At 39.0% G+C, this 17,803-nt stretch carries 12 protein-coding genes; 5 read left to right on the forward strand and 7 right to left on the reverse strand.

The genetic code is table 11. The annotated features are described in order from the left end of the window. The 6 genes from PI95_RS02970 to PI95_RS02995 form a co-directional block, all read right to left on the reverse strand. The coding region (locus PI95_RS02970; RefSeq protein WP_163518558.1) for an NACHT domain-containing protein at positions 1 to 2,257 on the reverse strand (2,257 nt) is incomplete at its 3' end. Between the two features lie 680 nt (positions 2,258 to 2,937). Next, positions 2,938 to 4,971 (reverse strand): NAD-dependent DNA ligase LigA, encoded by a 2,034-nt coding sequence (ligA, locus tag PI95_RS02975; protein WP_039753918.1) that lies wholly within the window; start codon positions 4,969 to 4,971, stop codon positions 2,938 to 2,940. A gap of 180 nt (positions 4,972 to 5,151) precedes the next feature. Continuing rightward, positions 5,152 to 6,519 (reverse strand): hybrid sensor histidine kinase/response regulator, encoded by a 1,368-nt coding sequence (locus PI95_RS02980; protein ID WP_052325737.1) that lies wholly within the window; start codon positions 6,517 to 6,519, stop codon positions 5,152 to 5,154. Between the two features lie 32 nt (positions 6,520 to 6,551). Beyond that, positions 6,552 to 9,041 carry an ATP-binding protein gene (locus PI95_RS02985; RefSeq protein ID WP_052325738.1) on the reverse strand — a complete coding sequence of 830 codons (2,490 nt, stop codon included), beginning with the start codon at positions 9,039 to 9,041 and terminating at the stop codon, positions 6,552 to 6,554. A gap of 207 nt (positions 9,042 to 9,248) precedes the next feature. After that, a complete protein-coding gene (locus PI95_RS02990; protein ID WP_039752595.1) occupies positions 9,249 to 10,577 on the reverse strand; it encodes a hybrid sensor histidine kinase/response regulator in 1,329 nt (442 codons plus the stop codon). A 26-nt stretch (positions 10,578 to 10,603) separates the two neighbouring features. Next, positions 10,604 to 13,381 (reverse strand): ATP-binding protein, encoded by a 2,778-nt coding sequence (locus PI95_RS02995; protein WP_039752596.1) that lies wholly within the window; start codon positions 13,379 to 13,381, stop codon positions 10,604 to 10,606. Positions 13,382 to 13,555: 174 nt separating this feature from the next. Between PI95_RS02995 and PI95_RS03000 the strand changes: the two genes are divergently transcribed. From PI95_RS03000 to PI95_RS03015, 4 genes are all read left to right on the forward strand, one after another. Next, entirely contained in the window at positions 13,556 to 13,786 is a 231-nt protein-coding gene (locus tag PI95_RS03000) for a hypothetical protein (protein ID WP_039752597.1), read from the forward strand. A gap of 146 nt (positions 13,787 to 13,932) precedes the next feature. Further along, the gene (gene chrA, locus PI95_RS03005) at positions 13,933 to 15,141 is read left to right on the forward strand and encodes a chromate efflux transporter (RefSeq protein WP_039753923.1); all 1,209 of its coding nucleotides are present in this window, start codon (positions 13,933 to 13,935) and stop codon (positions 15,139 to 15,141) included. Positions 15,142 to 15,174: 33 nt separating this feature from the next. Then, positions 15,175 to 15,348 (forward strand): hypothetical protein, encoded by a 174-nt coding sequence (locus tag PI95_RS03010; protein WP_163518560.1) that lies wholly within the window; start codon positions 15,175 to 15,177, stop codon positions 15,346 to 15,348. A 158-nt stretch (positions 15,349 to 15,506) separates the two neighbouring features. Further along, complete coding sequence (locus PI95_RS03015; RefSeq protein WP_039752598.1) at positions 15,507 to 16,196, forward strand: class I SAM-dependent methyltransferase; 690 nt, start codon at positions 15,507 to 15,509, stop codon at positions 16,194 to 16,196. A gap of 8 nt (positions 16,197 to 16,204) precedes the next feature. Here PI95_RS03015 and PI95_RS03020 read toward each other — a convergent pair whose 3' ends face one another. Further along, complete coding sequence (locus PI95_RS03020; RefSeq protein ID WP_039752599.1) at positions 16,205 to 16,714, reverse strand: sterol desaturase family protein; 510 nt, start codon at positions 16,712 to 16,714, stop codon at positions 16,205 to 16,207. A 491-nt stretch (positions 16,715 to 17,205) separates the two neighbouring features. Here PI95_RS03020 and PI95_RS03025 point away from each other — a divergent pair, with 491 nt between their 5' ends. Further along, complete coding sequence (locus tag PI95_RS03025; protein WP_039752600.1) at positions 17,206 to 17,640, forward strand: RrF2 family transcriptional regulator; 435 nt, start codon at positions 17,206 to 17,208, stop codon at positions 17,638 to 17,640. The last annotated feature ends 163 nt before the right edge of the window (positions 17,641 to 17,803 follow it).

Here is a 17,803-nt window from a genome sequence, read left to right on the forward strand (position 1 = left end):
ACAAAAATGGACAGCCTTGTTTACTAGATCCTCGATCCCCCACGACATTTTCGGATGAAGGCTGTCCATTTTTGTCCAGGTTCAGCCCAAGGGCGATAGAGATGGCTTTGGCGATGGCTTCGACAATGGCGATGCCGTTGGCGTTAGCGTTAGCGTTGGCGATGGCGATGGCGATGGGGTAGGCGTAGTCGTTGGCGATGGGGTAGGCGTAGGCGTTGGCGTTGGCGTTGGCGTAGGCGTGGGTGCCGCTGCCGCCCTCGGCGCTGTTGTAGGCGTAAGCGAGGAGGATGGGTTCGGTGTAGAAGTAGCGGTAGGACATTAAGTGGTTGTGGTCGTAGGCGTGGGCGTTGGCGTAGGCGTGGGCAATGGCTAATGCACGTTTACCGTAAGGTTTTGTATCACCCATAGAACCCGTAGTTTCTTTGTCTGCCCAACGTAATAACTCTTGTAATTTATCAGTATTAATACAAGAACGCGCCCCTTTTTCCATAAAAAGTAGTAATTGGTCAGCTCCATCACGCATTAATCCTGCAACTAAAAGAAAAACTTCTAGCCAGCGTGTTTCGGTAATATGGGTACATAAATCACGTAAAATTTTGTCGTCACCTGCTTCTTTAATCTTTCTTGCCGTAAAATACTCGTGGTAGGTTAAATGTGAGAATGAATAAATATCGTGCGCGCGTTCGACAAGCAAACCATGTTGCGCTTCGATTGATTGCAATATTTTCTTCGTTTCGATGTCGTCTTTAATATTTAGTGATTCATAGTATTTTATTATGTATTTATCAACATCTTCTGGCTTGAAGAAGTATTTACCATCCTCGAATTTTGGGTAAGCAATTTGAATCAATAAATCTTTTCTTTGTTTTCGCGAGAGGTTTTTGTATGGTAGCTGGTCACGCTCAACACCACGAGTAGTATCCCATTTATCAAGCAGTATGTCCAAACCTTCTTCGTACAAGTCGGCGCGATTTTGTGGGAATATACCTTTTTGTTCAAATACCAAGCATAATAATGTTAATAATAGTGGATTAGTCGCAATTTCTTTAATAGGTTTATTTATTTCCAATTGTGAAATAAATCCTTGTGCTTTGCTGGCATCATTTTTAGCAGTAAACCATTTATTGGCGAAGGTTTCAATTTGTTCGTCATTAAAATCAGCGATTTCGACATCAGTAAAATTTTCAAAAATATACTCGCGTGCTGCAATTCGACAAGTAATAACAAATTTATTTTTATAATATTGACGTGTAAAACTTTCAAGAACCTCTGAGACTTGTTTATCTGGGTCTTGTACTTCATCTAACCCATCAAACAGTATAAGTAGTTTCCCTTCTTTAAGTAGTTGTTCGATTACTTGCGAGTCTATAAATTGAGGAATAAGTTGTTGAGTCAAATACTTAAATAAATCAGCTGAATTGTTATTTTTTGTAAAACTTTTGAGTGTTACAAACAACGGGACGCGGTTTTTCTCAAAATTGCCATTAATACATTGTAGTGCTATATGTTTGAGAAACGTCGTCTTACCAGCACCAGGTTTACCCAAAACCATCAATTTGGGGTGTTCTTCTACTGCTTTCAATCCTGGTACTCTTGGTTCGCTTACCTTCCTCAAGTTAGGTCTGTCAAAATTCTCATAACCAGCATTTTGAAGAAGTTCTTCCCTTGATAACCATTTCGACTTGGTACTTTTCTCCAAAATATTGACGCTGGTATAAATATCATCTACCTCAATTGGCTTATTCATGCCTAGTACACGCATCTTACCGCAAAGTTCTTCAATATAAGGGCGAATTTCATCGCGTGCGTTTTGTACTAAATCATCGATTTTTTTTGACTTTGGAGTATTTACTTTTCGTCCCTCTGTGCGCTGTACCCCTGGTTTTTGTGCGCGTTTATGTTCCCAATCTTCATTAAAGGTCTGTAAATTGTTTTCTTTTTCATCTATAGGATGCCACAACGTTAGTCTAAAATCATAATTTTCTGAGCCTTGTTTCTGGGCACGTAAATCTTCGAGAATTTCTGAAAACTTTTCAAGTAGTTTTAACGCTTGCCTGACTTGTTTGATTTCTAAACTCGATAACTCAGCCAATGTCCGTGACTGCGTTTTAATAATCACCTGGTTCGGCAGCTGCTTCCAACATTTAATCTGATAGCGATCAGAATTCTCTACTTCGTGATTAACATAAGCCAACAGCGCTTCTAAAAGCTGCCTTACTCTTGCTTTTACATCATCACCGTAACTAAGGCGCGGCATAAACTTAGCTAAAAAAGTTGTAATAAAGTTTGGGGTATCCCCTATTTAGTCTACCTACCCCGAACTCTAAATTCCAGATATTCCTCAATTTTGACGCATAAGAGCGGCTTTTGCTTCCGTGTACTACCCCTAATTTACCGTTGCCTCAACAGTTGAGGATTAACGAATGGATAGGAAGAAATTGGTTGCGATTATTTTATTTCTCATTCCCTTGCTTGCTGATTTGATGTACCCAGGTCTGGGTATTTTGATTGAGGTGTTACTCCTTTTGTGGGAACTGTCAAAGGAATAGCAGCTAGAAGGGAAGTAATAAGACAGAATTAATTACACAAAATTAGACCTGAAACCTTTATTCAGCCGAAGACGCATGTGTAAATATTTCTGTCCGGGTAGTTATGTGGGTTCGTCCGCTTATACGAACCCATATAAATTTTTCCAGAATTTCATTTCTCAATATATGCGTACTGCTATATATTTATCTCTATCGAAGCGTCAAAATTACAGGTGCCTCCCTTCATCGACACGCAAAACACACTTTTCAATACGCACCAATATATGAGTACTTCCGATACTATTTGCATTCGTACAATATTGATAATTGCTAAGATAGTTACTAATGAATGTATACATGTTTACTTCGTATGTTAGATGACGCCAGCCGGGTTTCTTAGTCAGATTCATTACTCCCCCACCATCTCCAACAATTGCGCTTCACTTAACTGTGTAATTCCCAAACTTTGCGCTTTTTCCAACTTAGAACCCGCATCTTCCCCCACAACTAAATAATCTGTTTTCTTACTCACAGATTCCGTAACTTTACCACCATTTTTCTGAATCAAAGCTTTCGCTTCATCGCGTTTCAAAGTTGGTAAAGTACCCGTGATTACAAAAGTTTTCCCGGCAAACTTTTGATTTTTCTCTTTAATCTCAGTTACTTCCCCAACAAATTGTAACCCCGCAGCTTGCAACCGTTCAATTAAAGTTTGATTTGCAGCAATGTGGAACCACTGATAAACAGATTGAGCAATTTCTGCACCAATACCGTAAACAGTTTCAATATCTGCTTGGTCAGAGTTAGCTAACTTTTCCACGGTGGGAAATTTCTCAGTTAATAATTGGGCATTGACGCTGCCAACGTGACGAATGCCTAAACCGTATAATACCCGCGACCAAGGTTGATTTTTACTAGATGCGATCGCACTCACCAATTTTTCTGCTGACTTTTTCCCCATCCGCTCTAATGCACAAAACTTATCTTCTGTCAAGTTATACAAATCAGCAACCGAATGCACCACATTTTTATCAACGAGTTGATGCACCAGTTTTTCCCCCATGCCGCGAATATCCAGCGCATCGCGACTTACCCAATGTTCTATCGCACCTTTGAGGATAGCTGCACAAGAAGCATTTACACAACGAGTTACCGCTTCACCTGTTTCTCGCACTACCGGTTGATTGCATACTGGACAATGGGTAGGCATAACAAACGGTTTAGTGTCGTCGGGACGAAGTTCTTTGAGTACCCTCAACACTTCTGGGATAATTTCTCCAGCTTTGCGGACAATGACAGTATCGCCGATGCGGATGTCTAATTGGGCAATGCGATCGCTATTATGTAAAGTAGCGCGTGATACAGTCGTCCCCGCAAGTTGCACCGGGCGCATTTCTGCTAAAGGCGTTAACGCGCCGGTTCTGCCAACATTCACCGCAATATTTTCCACGCGGGTGGGTGCTTCTTCGGCTGCGTATTTGAGTGCCACAGCCCAGCGGGGAAACTTTTGCGTAAATCCCAGCTGTTCTTGCAACTTAAAAGAATTCAGCTTTACCACCACCCCATCAGTCATGTAAGCTAAATTCAGCCTTTCTGTATCCCAATGTTGATAATATTCAGCAACTTCGGCAGAAGTTGCACACAGACGCTTGTTTGGGTTGACGCGAAAACCCATTTTTTGCAATAATTCCAAAGCTTCCCATTGAGTATTAGCAATACTTGCGTCATCCAACCCTGGAATGTGCAGCGTGTAAGCAAAAAAATCTAACTGCCGTTGCGCGACAATGCGAGAATCTAATTGCCGCAGTGTACCAGCGGTAGCGTTGCGAGGATTGGCAAATAACTGTTCACCCGCTGCAAGCCTTTGTGAGTTAATTTGCTTAAACACCTCCAAAGGTAAAAACGTCTCACCGCGAACTTCCACCCTTTCAACGTTTTCTAACCCGGACATATTCAAGCGTAAGGGAATTGAGCGAATTGTTCGCACATTTTGGGTAATATCTTCACCAGTTACACCATCACCTCTAGTCGCTCCTCTGACTAAAACGCCATTTTCGTAAGTCAGAGCTAAAGCATTACCATCAATTTTCAGTTCGCAGACATATTCTACCGCATCTATGTTCGGTGCTTGGCGTCGCCAACGCCGATCCCAATTTTGCAACTCATCAACATTAAAGGCATTCTCCAAACTGTAGAGGGGAATGTTGTGCCGCACCGAGGTAAACTGTGTAGCTGGCTTTTCACCCACGCGCTGAGTGGGACTATCTGGGGTGACAACTTCTGGGTGTTCAGTTTCCAGTTGTTGCAATTCTCGATATAGGCGATCGTAAACTGCATCCTCCATTATGGGAGAATCGAGGACGTAATAGGCATAGCTAGCTTGTTGTAGTAATTGCCGCAGTTCCTGAACTCGCTGTTTAACCTTCAACGTCAATGATTCCACGGAGTCGCTCTCCACTTAAAAAATCCAAATTTTCAGGCTTTGTTTTACTTTTAGCATTTTGCACAGCCTCTGACATCACCATTTAGGATAGCCTCGTAAGTTCGTAGTGAGCGGTTTACCGCTCATAGCTTCGATTTTAAGGGATACCGCTTACTACATTAATCCGCATTTACTTAACTTCTAACTCTTTAACGGAATTTGAATCACAAATTCTGTACCATTTCCTAAAGATGAAATACATTGTAACGTTCCGCCGTGCTTTTCGGTGATAATTTGGTTGCTAATAGAAAGTCCTAATCCACTACCTTTACCTTCTGGTTTAGTTGTGAAGAAAGGTTGAAATATCTGGCTTTGCACTGACTCTGATATCCCCATTCCGTTGTCGTAAATTTGAATTGTTACTTGCTCTTTGTCTATGGTGGTGCGAATGCGAATTAGTCCGAATCTGCGAGAAGCCGTAGAAAACGTTTCTATGTCTTTTATTGGTTCCTCAATTGCATCAATCGCATTTGAGATTAAATTCATAAACACTTGATTGAGTTGTACGGGGTAGCATTTAATTTTGGGCAAATTGCCATATTCTTTAATTACATTAATAGTGGGACGTTTGGGTAAAGCTTTAAAACGGTGCTGCAAAATCATTAAACTAGTTTCTAGCCCTTCATGAATATCAACAGCCTTTTTCTGTTCTCCATCCACCCGTGAAAAATTTCGTAGCGATTGCATGATTCCTTGAATGCGTTCAGTACCAAGTTTCATTGAAGAAATCACTTTAGGCAAATCTTGCAGTACATGCTCTAAATCCATCGTCTTAATGTTATCTTCAATTTCGTACCCAGGTGTGGGAAACTTTTTTTGGTAGAGCTTCACTAAGTTAATTAAATCTTGGATGTAGTGGTCAGCGTGATATAAGTTAGTAGAAATAAAGCCGACGGGATTGTTAACTTCATGAGCAACGCCGGTAACTAGCTGCCCTAAAAAGGAGATTTTTTCAGTTTGAACTAACTGTAATTGAGTTTTTTTGAGTTCTTCTAAAGCTTGAGAAAGTTCAGCAGTGCGTTCTTTAACTCTTTGCTCTAATTGCTGTTTTTGTTCGTCTAACTCTAATTTGAGTTGTCGCAATTTTAAGTGTAATTTAATTCTGGCTAAGACTTCTTTTTGATTAAATGGCTTCGTAATGTAATCTACGGCTCCTAAACTTAGCCCTTTAACTTTTTCTACGGAATCAGAAAGAGCAGTTATAAAAATAATCGGAATTTCTTGAGTAGATGGATTTGCTTGCAATCTCCGACAAGTTTCAAAACCATCTATTCCAGGCATCATTACATCTAACAATATCAAATCAGGTGGATTATTTTTTACTTGCTCAATTCCACTATTTCCGTCCATTTCAACTATAACTTCATAGCCAGCATTCTCTAAAGTAGTGTGAAGAACTTGTAGATTGGTTGGGCTATCATCAATAACTAATATTGTCTCAATATTATTGAAAATGTTGCTTGTGCTTTCAGTTAATAAGTCGTTTGTTTGGTTATGGAAATTAATCATTGTAGTTTTTAATTTAATTGTTGATTTTGATATTAATTTATATGGTTTTGTAGAAATTGGCGTATTTTTTTTATGTTAAAACTTTTGACAAGTTGATTTAAGTGGTTAACAAAAGGTTTATAGTTTTCATCCATTTTGTAAATTTTTTCCAATTCTTTTTGAATTCCTTTGATTTGTCCTTTTTTTGCATATTCTATGAGCATTGCCAAATCGTCAACTGGTGGGATAATGATTTCACCTGTTGTTTCTGGTTTAGGTGATCGCACTTTTTCTTTTTGTGCTTCTGCATAAATCCAATTCAGTTTTAAGTGCTTTGACAAAAGGCGATAAATTTCCGCTGCTTGCACCGGTTTTGCCAAAAAATCATCACCTACTGCTACTTTACTTTTTTGTCGGTTTATATCAAAAATACTTGCCGAATAAACAATAAATATTGTCTCTTGAAACTTTTGGTTTGTTCGCAGTTCTTTAAGCATTTTCCACCCATCGATTCTAGGCATTTCTAAGTCAGAGATAATCAAATCTGGATAATAAAGACTTGCTTTTTCTAACCCTTCTTCACCGTTAGCAGCTTCAATTATAGTAAAACCCAAGGGTTCTAAAAGATTGACAATTACTGAGCGATTTTCCCAACTGTCATCGACAATCATAATTTTTTTTCTGGAACCAGAATAACCAGTGATTCTCCCGCCACTTGTGATAGTATTACTCTCTGTCCAATTATCAGGTATTAAAAATTCTATTTCAAATTCAAACACACTACCTACACCAAACTTACTTTTAACTTTAATGGAACTACCCATAAGTTCGACAATTTTCTGGCTAATAGCTAGCCCTAATCCTGTACCTTCTGTTTGATGTGTGCTATCTCCTACCTGCTCAAAGGGTAAGAATATCTTCTCTATTTGTATAGGACTCATGCCAACCCCTGTATCTTGAATTTTAAATCTAATTTTGGTAATTGGGAATTGGGAGTGGGGAGTGGGGAGTGGGTAATGGGTAATGGGTAATGGTGAATTGGGAGTTGGGAATTCTTCTTTTTTATTACCTATTACCGATTCCCTATTACCCATTACCAATTCCCTATTACCTATTACCCATTCCCCATTTTCTATTACCTCTACTTTAAAAGTTACTCCTCCTTTGTCGGTAAATTTAATCGCATTACCAAGCAAATTAATCAGGACTTGTCGCAGTCGCTTGTCGTCAGCAGTGACACCTGTTGGTAAATTTGCAGCAGGTTGGTAAATAAAATCGATGTTTTTTTCTTGAGCTTTGAAACGACAAATTTCTACAACTCCTTGTAGCAAAGAGGGTAGATAGAAATCTGTTGGTCGCAGTTCCATTTGGTGAGCTTCTATTTTGGAGATGTCTAAAATATCATTTATTAATGTTAATAAATTTAAACCACATGAGCGAATAATGCCGATGCCATGTTTTTCTTCTTCTGTTAGGGTTTTGGAGTTTTCTAGGATTTGAGCGTAGCCTAAAATGCCGTTGAGTGGGGTTCTCAATTCGTGGCTCATGTTTGCGATAAATTCGCTCTTGGCATTATTGGCAATATCAACTGCTATTTTGGCTTCTTTTTGCTCTGATAAAAGGGTTGTTACTTGGTGAATCAGTTGATTTAAATAAGCTGTTAATAATCCTACTTCGTCAGTTTTAGTAATAGGTGTTTCCACATTTAATTCTGGGGTTGCTTTTTGAGCAACATCAGTTAATGCTTTTAGAGGATAAGCGATCACCTTACTTATATACATAATAAAATAAGTAGCGATCGCTATCGATATTATCAGAGTTACAAAAATAATTACTTTGAAGATAATTTCTCCGTGATAATTAGCAACTTCGGACAATTCTTCTTGTTTTTCAGCAGTTTCTATCACAAGTGCTAGTTCATAAAACAATTGATTTTTTTTGACATTTGTATCGCTCTCTGCTAAATTTTTTAGCAATTTATTTGCTTTTAAAACATTTTCATACTCTATATTTGCCGGATCAATTTTATTCAACGTAGCTTGTAAATCTTGGGCAAATTGTTCAAATATGCCGTTATACTTTACAAGTAGCGGTTTGAGGGATGTTATCGAAGAAGTTGACACCGAGGAATTGAGAGAGGACAGCAATATCTTAACTTTAGCAATACGCTGAATCGCCGTTGTTTTTGCTTTCTGAAACTCTTTCGGTTTTTGCAGATAAGGAGCAAACTCTTTAACTGGTTCAAATTCTAAACAAGTCAAGCGCAAGTTATACAAAAGCTTACGCTCTTTGCGAATACTCATTCTCTGCTTGTTAGCTGCCTGCTGGTAATAATTACCGATAGTTAATGCGCTAAGAGTGGGAGCAACGACGATGGTGAGAGCGATCGCATACCCAATGCTAATCTTATTGCTGATACTGAGTCTGCTAATTACCTGACGCATCGCAGGCAAAAAGTTAAATAAAGCTACTTGCTTTCTTTGATCGGAATCGATAATCTGACGATCTAATTGAGTTGAGTCATTGATTTTGGGAGGTTGCATGTATGTATATAATCAACAGCGGATGCATTATGAGTGCATTTTTTGAGGATGTTAACTATATAGTTCCCAAATGCAAGTTAAGAATTCACATATTTGTAATGTTTTCCTGGTTGTAGTGAGCGGTTTACCGCTCGTCGCTCTTGGATTTTAACGGCTAAAGCCGTTACTACGTTAAGGAACGTTTATTTATGCACATCTACTTACAAATTATGTTATGGGAATAGCGATCGCTAACTCTGTCCCTTCTCCCAAGACTGACTCACAACTCAAAAAGCCTCCATGTTTTTCTACCACTATCTGACGACTGATAGATAAACCTAAACCTGTACCTTTGCCAACTGATTTAGTAGTAAATAAATAATCAAAAATTTGTGATTTAACTTCTGATGATATACCTTTGCCATTATCTTTAATCTTGATTATGACACTTTGATTATCTAGAGATTCTGTTTTGATATTAATAATATTAGGTACTCGTTCTATATCAGCAAAACTGCGTCCTTGACTAGATTCATCTAATGTGTCTATTGCGTTTGCTAGAATATTCATAAATACTTGATTTAGTTGCCCCAAATAACATTTAACTAAAGGGAAGTTTCCATATTGTTTAATTATTTTAATTGCTGGACGAGTCTCATTTGCTTTCAAGCGATGTTGCAAAATCATCAAAGTGCTATCGATGCCTTCGTGAATATCAGCTAACACCTTAGAAGTAGTATCGGCACGGGAAAAAGTTCGTAAAGAATTGCTAATATCACGTATACGTTTCGCTCCTAATTTAGCTGAATCAATTATTTTTGGTATGTCTTCAGTCAAAAACTCTAAATCTATTTTTCCTGCATGAGTTTCAATTTCTGGATGTTCGCAGTATTGCTGGCATAATTGCAAGTGTTCCAGCAAATCGTGAAAGTATTCTTCAATGTGGTCAACATTACCTGAAATACAACTGAGTGGGTTATTAATTTCGTGAGCAATACCAGCCACCAACTGACCGAGAGCAGACATTTTTTCACTTTGTACTAATTGAATTTGAGCTTGTTTTAGGTCGTTTAAAGATTCAGAAAGTTCAGCCGTTCGCTGTGTTACTCGTTGCTCTAACTCTTCTGTGAATTGCTTAAGTTGAATATTTTGTTCTTCCAGCTTCTTGGTTAAATTTCGCATTTTTAAATGCAGGCAAACACGAGCGATAACTTCTTCTTGCTGAAACGGTTTCGTGATATAATCTACTGCTCCTAAATTAAAACCTTTGACTTTATCTGCCGTATCATGTAACGCAGTCATAAAAATCACAGGAATGTCATGAGTTAGCGGATTCTCCTTGAGTTTCTCACAAGTGACAAAACCATCAATTCCTGACATCTGAATATCCAACAAAATCAGGTCTGGTGGATCATATGTACTTTGCTTGAGAGCATTTTCACCGCTCGTTGCTACAGCAATTTCCAAGCCTGCATCAATCAAAGCTTCCGATATTACTGCTAAGTTAGTGGGGTTATCGTCCACAATTAAAATAATGTTATTTTCTAAGTCATGCATAATCAGGAAATATTTATTAACTAAATTTAGTGATTCGTCAAATATTGTTGAAGAAAAGTTTGAATTTTTTCTATTTGAAAGTTCTTGGCTAATTGAATAATTTCTTGAGCAAATAAAGTAAACTTTTCATCTGATTGGGCAAGCCGATCAACCTGGTCTTGTATAGCTTTAACGCGACCTTTCAAAGCTAAATCGTACAGTCGAGATAAATCTTCGGCGGGCGGTGGTACTATTGTAGTAGACGCAAGGGAAATACTTTCATCCGGCTCGTTATCGGCTTGGTTGTTTCCTTCATAAAGCCATTCTAATTTCAAATGTACTCGTAATATTTCCAGCAGAGTTTCTACCTGCACGGGTTTAGGTAGAAACTCATTTGCCCCAGCATCTAAACTTTTATGTTGGTCAGTTTCAAACACGCTAGCAGAAGAAGCAATTATTACGACTTCTTTTAAGTGAGGTGATCGCCGCAAGTGTTGTATCATTTGAAAACCATCCATCACAGGCATAATTAAATCACTAATAATTAAGTCTGGTTTAAATTCAACGGCTTTATCTAAACCCTCTTGACCATTTTTGGCTTCAATAATGTTAAAACCAATTGGTTCTAGCAAATTGACAATAACTGAGCGATTTTCCCATTTATCATCTACTACTAAAATGTTTCTTTGTTGACCAGAGAAACCAATGATAATTCCATGAGAAAATGTTTTAGCTGTTTCTGCCCAATTGGGAGCTGTTAATAACTCGACATCAAATGAAAAAATACTGCCTTCACCAAGCTGACTTTTCACAGAGATGCTACTGTTCATCAGAGAGATAATTTTTTGCGTAATTGCTAATCCTAAACCGGTTCCTTCAGACTTGCGAGATTCTGAACCAACTTGCTCAAACGGCAAAAATATTTTCTCTAATTGCTCATCACTCATCCCCACACCAGTATCTTCAATTTGAAAGCGAATTTTGGTAATTGGGAATTGGGAATTACCAATTACTTCTACTTTAAAAGTTACTCCTCCTTGGTCTGTAAATTTGATAGCGTTACCAAGTAGGTTAATTAACACTTGCCGCAAACGTTTTTCGTCAGCATGAATACCTTGAGGAATTTCCGATTCTACTTGGTAAGTAAAAGCAATATTTTTTTGTTCGGCACGGATGCGGCAAATTTCGGCGACACCTTGCAAAAAAGCAGGAAAATGAAAATCTGTGGGGTAGAGTTCCATTTTCTGTGCTTCAATTTTTGAGAGGTCTAGAATATCGTTAATTAAAGTTAATAAATGAGAACCGCACTGATGAATGATGCTGATACCGTTGCGTTCTTTTTCTGTGAGGGTTAGCGATCGCTGAATAATTTGGGCATAGCCTAAAATACCATTAAGCGGTGTTCTCAGTTCGTGGCTCATATTTGCCAAAAACTCGCTTTTAGCATGATTTGCCGTATCAGCGCTGATTTTGGCTTCTTTCAGTTCTGCTGTACGTTCTTCAACGCGAACTTCTAATTCTTGATTGTTTTTTTCTAAAGTAGTGAAAGATTCGCGCAACTGCTGTGCCATGCGGTTAAACGATTGACCAAGAACTCCTAATTCATTGACTGCTGACTCCTGTACTTTTTGGTTCAACTCACCGGATGCGATCGCTTCCGAGGCTTTACTTAGCCGTAAAATTGGTTGGGTAATCCAGCGCGATGTATATACGCCCAGCAAACTTGCTAACACCAACGCCCCCAAACATAGTAAAATTGTCGTGCGGGTGTTGGCGTTAATTTGCCCCATAAAGTCAGATTCGGGAACGGCAATAACTACCAGCCAATCTAACCCCCACTCATCCTGCCAAGGTGTTACCTGAATAAACTGCCGCTGACCATTAACTAAAAAGTCAAGCTGCTGGCTATTCTTGATTTTGCTCAAGTCGCCGAAATGCTGTGTTAAGTATTTCGCGCTTGCTTGAACTAAGGCATCACTACTATCTATTGCTTTCAGCCGTTGCGGTTTCTTATCTACCATTGTGAAAGGCTTCTCTTTGGTGGAAGTGGCAACTATTAAGCCATTGCGCTCTAAAATAAAAGTCTTGCCGTTGGGACTAACTTTTAACTGTTGCAAGAAATCACCAATTTGAGACAGACGCTGGTCAATGCCAATCACCCCTATCAAGTTTTTGTTTTTATCATAAACAGGACGGTTGGCAGAAACTGCTAGGGGAAAGGGCTGTATTTCCCATTGATAAATCTGGCTCCATATCGGTTTACCAGTCTTGACTGTCTCTGCATACCAAGCTTCATTTTGAAATTTGTAGTCGGGAAAAGTATCAAGCAGCTTGAGACGATTCCCCTGGTTATCTGTTTGGTAGTTGTAGGTATCATTGTTGCCGTATCGCTTTCGGGAAAGATCGTTAACAATGATGAGACCATTGTTCATGTAATATCCAGAGCCAGAAAATTCACCTAATTTAGAGCCAAAGCTAATATAACCAACGTCATACAACTGCATTTGCTTCCAGAAGTAATGCCCAATACCTTCTAAATCTTGCGGATCTAGCAAACCCAAATCAATCGCATCTCCATTAACTTGAGCCAAATGCCGAGCCGTTTCCAGATAACTGTCAAGGTGTTGGTCGATACGCGAAGTGACTTCACCCCGCAGTCGCGAAGCAAGTTCGTTAACTGCTCTCTGCCCATTACGTAACGATAGATACCCGGTCAATCCCACGACAGCAAAGATTTGCAGCACAAAAGGAACGACAAGAATAAGACGTAGTGAGATTTTTGGGAATTTGTTGATACCGGAATTTGTCGGGAGTTTAAGTAGCATTACTACCTGGGAAGCAGTTGGAAAGTTAGCTAATTACATAGTTCCCAGATTTGAGTTGATGATTTGCATTCACTTAACTAATTGTCGTAAAGACGTTCTGCTGGAACGTCTCTACAATATGATCCAATGCATCTATCCTATAAGTAGAATTATTTGAAGGCTTCTGATAAAAACATGAGAGTTTGGCTTGCCTGCTTTTTCGTGCTGTTTGCCCTAGCAAAATTGTTTGACTGGGTGCAAGAACTTTCTCTACCGCTACCAATTTATATTTTGGGTGGGGCTTTTTTAGCTGTTGCTTCTAACTACGATAAGATTGTCGGCTCTAACTTCAGCGATGCTATTAGTGAAGCGCAACTTGAACAACCACAGTTAAATGCATCTTCTATCGAAAAAGTCAATACATAGTTATGAAAATATAAAGAATTAATGTAGTAAGCACTTCAGTGCTTAAAATCCTTGCTATGAGCGGTAAACCGCTCACCCTCCGGGTTCGCCAGTCGCTCATGGGGGAGACCCCCAAGACCGCGCTGGCTCACTACGAATTAGAGGTCATGAATTCAACACTCGGTCGTTTGAGCGAAGTTGCCACACTGTTTTTCAAGTTGGGTATCATCGGTTTCGGGGGTCCGGTTGCTCATATCGCTATGATTGAAGATGAAGTAGTCAAGCGGCGTCAGTGGATGACACGAGAGCATTTTCTTGACTTACTTGGAGCAACTAATTTGATTCCGGGTCCAAATTCTACAGAAATGGCGATTCATGTAGGATATGTCTACGCGGGATGGCTGGGGCTGATTGTTGCGGGTGTTTGCTTTATTTTACCTGCGGTGTTAATTACAGGTGTATTTGCCTGGATTTATGTTAACTATGGCAATTTGCCCCAAGTCGCTCCTTTACTATATGGAATTAAGCCTGCTGTTTTAGCAGTGATTTTGGATGCGCTTTGGCGTTTAGGAAAAAAAGCCGTAAAAAGTCGTCAAATGTCGGCGATCGCCTTGGGTGTAGTTGTCTTATTATTGCTGCTGAAACTCAATGAAGTGATTGCCCTCTTAATTGGCGGTATTTTAGGTATGATTTGGTTGCGTAGTGGCGATCGCAATAATACCCCACCAAACACAGCAAACTTTCTCATCGCTAATTTAACTACAGGTGCGGCTTTTAAAACAACAGCAGTGAGTGCCGCAACTACTGCACATACAGTAACAAATGTCTCTTTGTGGAAATTGGGTTTATTTTTCCTGAAAGTCGGTAGTGTGTTGTTTGGTGGTGGTTTTGTATTGGTAGCGTTTTTGGAAGGTGGATTAGTTCAGGAATACGGCTGGTTAACGCAACAACAGTTACTCGATGCGATCGCGATCGGTCAATTTACCCCAGGACCGGTTCTTTCTACCGCTACCTTTATCGGTTACATCATTGCAGGTGTTCAAGGTGCAATTGTGGCAACGGTGGGAATTTTCTTACCGTCGTTTTTCTTCACGGCTATTCTTAATCCGCTGGTTCCTCGGTTACGCGCTTCCAAATGGACAAGTGCATTTCTTGATGCGGTGAATGTCAGTGCTGTAGCGTTGATGTTTGTTGTTACTTTAGAATTAGCAGCAACGACTTTAATACCAAAAGCTGCGTATGTGGACTTTTTAGCTGTGGCGATCGCTATTATCTCAGCCGTTTTGCTGATTCGCTTCCGCATCAATGCTGCATGGTTAGTTTTCGGTGGTGCTTTCATCGGCTGGGTAGCTTCGTTTTTAGGTTACACTCGATGATCGCTGTATAAAGGTAATCTACAGGTAAATTGTATGACGATTGAAACAGCCACCAAATATTACATAGCCAATAAACCAGTACGCCATAAAGTATTAGGAGAAATGTTTATTGTCGATTTGTACCCGTCTAGAGTTGGCAGCGTGCGGGTAAAACTTCCCAACGGTGTAGAGATGGATTGCCAGCTAGAGTTTTTAGACCCCATGTAATGAGGGAGAGGGGGGGGACAAGGGAGAGGGGGGGGACAAGGGAGAGGGGGGGGACAAGGGAGAGTTCTTGAGAAAGTTTGAGGCTTTTGTTTTAAATTTTAAGCATTGCAAATTGTAAGCGCAACAGCTTAACCAGGGTAAACGAAAAATCAAGGGCGATGACAGATAATATTATTCAACAACAAATCGCGTATTATCGTGCCAGAGCAAACGAATATGATGAGTGGTTTTATCGGCTTGGTCGCTACGATCGCGGCGAAGAATTCAACCAGCGCTGGAGACGCGAGGTTGCTGTTGTCAAAGCCGCATTATATCAACTTAAAGCCGCAGATAACATCTTAGAATTAGCTTGTGGAACAGGTATCTGGACGCAAGAACTTGTAAAGATTGGCAAGAAAATTACTGCGATAGATGCTTGCGAGGAAGTAATTGAAATTAATCGCAAAAAGTTACTTTCACCAAACGTGAAATATCACCAACTTGATTTATTCAAATGGAAACCGGATATTGAATATGATTTGGTATTTTTTGCTTTTTGGCTTTCTCATGTACCACCAGCATTACTTGATTTGTTTTTGAGGAAAGTTTATAATTCTGTTCGCGTTGGCGGACAATTTTTTTTGGTAGACTCACGCTTTGAGCCTACATCCACAGCCAAGAATCATATTTTTGAATCTGACAAAAACATTTATCAAACCCGGAAGTTAAATAATGGTGAAGAATTTCAGATAGTCAAGATTTTTTATCAGCCTGATGAACTTTATAACAAGTTGCTAAAAGTTGGATTTCAGGCTGATATCAAGGTAACGAACAATTATTTTATTTATGCATTAGGGACAAAAATTTAGTATTTTCGTTACTGTATCAGGGTAAGTGAGGAACGCAGATTTAGTCTGAGGAGACGTAGCGATCGCATCCAAATTTTTGCCGGTTGCTCAAAGAATGTAAAAATATCACCGTAACCGACGTTAGTTTTTTGATGATGCAGCCAATGTCTCTCAGGTGTAGTGATATATAAAACCTGACACAGCAAATTCAAAAACTTAGGAGTTTCCCAACCCAAGACACTTATGTGTCTCCACCATACATGAAACTGACCAAAAAGCAACCCACAAATAACGCCAACGGGAGAGAAAGTCCACAGAAATACTGCTAACAGTAAATATGGTAAAGCACCTAAAATACCATCTAAAAGAACCTGGAAATTGAAAGTTAAAATTGCATAGTGGCGAAAGTTTTTCTTCCAAGAGTGATGCGTTTGCAAGTGAAGCCTACCAAAAACATGCTCTGGTATATGGTATAAGAAGGTAGAAAAAAAATCGCCAAAAAATAATAGTAGCCAAGCAACAGCGATCGCCTCAAGCATTTGTACTCCTAAGATTCTGTATCGTTATTCTTTCCTTAAATAAAAAGATGCTTAGTTTAGCAATTTTCCTTCTTCTTTGAGTCTGGCTTTGGTACAAAGAACGTTGATTATTGCATACATCTAAAAAACGACAGGATTTAGGTAGTTTATCTAAAATGACAAGAACAAAGTAAGTCAATAACAGTAAAGGTTTAGTTAAAAATTGTCAAAATTTCGGTTAATTTACCGGAATGCACCCTTACAGAATGTCGGGTAGAAATGAAAACACCTGCTTTCTCGGAATTAATCACTTTGATTTATCAAATTAACAAAAAAATATATTTGCTTTTATCAAAAAGAATTTATAAAGTTAAATCAACCTGCATGTACTAATAAACTGTCAGGATTGATGTGATAAATTTAAAGTTGGCATTGTAGCACAAATAGTGCCAACTACAAGTTTAATCTCTCTCATTTTCATCCTGATGGTGTGAATTTAAAGCATTACACCTATGGAATTATCAAGCAAATCTGAATACGCACTTCTAGCTTTGTTAGAGTTGGCAAATTGTTACCCCCGTAACGAATCTCTGCAAATTCAACAAATAGCTTTGCTACAAAATATACCCAATCGTTATTTAGAACAACTGCTAGCCACATTGAGACGTGGAGGTTTAATTAAAAGCATACGCGGATCGAAGGGCGGTTATATCTTGGCACGAGACCCCCAACAGATTACGCTTTTAGATGTATTAAACTGCATTGAAGGCGTAGAAACTATTTTGACTGATGATACAACATCCAAAACAACAGAAAGTAAAATAATTCAAGATGTCTGGTACGAAGCGCGTCAAGCTGCTAACTCAGTTTGGCAAAAGTATACACTCCAAGACCTTTGCGAACTGCGAGATAGTCGGCGACAGATACAATTTATGTATTATATATAGTTGAGAGCGATCGCATCTGTCTTGTCTAAATGTATTTTTTGTCAATATGCGGTTGAAGTGCAAAATTAATCATTCTCGATTGTCAAATCAGGCTTTTAGATGTTTAATGGAAAAATAAAGTGAAAAATATCTAGTTTTATACTGAACTATAGCTTTAGTAAAT

The sequence above is a fragment of the Hassallia byssoidea VB512170 genome (genome assembly GCF_000817785.2).
GTDB classification, from domain to species: domain Bacteria; phylum Cyanobacteriota; class Cyanobacteriia; order Cyanobacteriales; family Nostocaceae; genus Hassallia; species Hassallia carrinoi.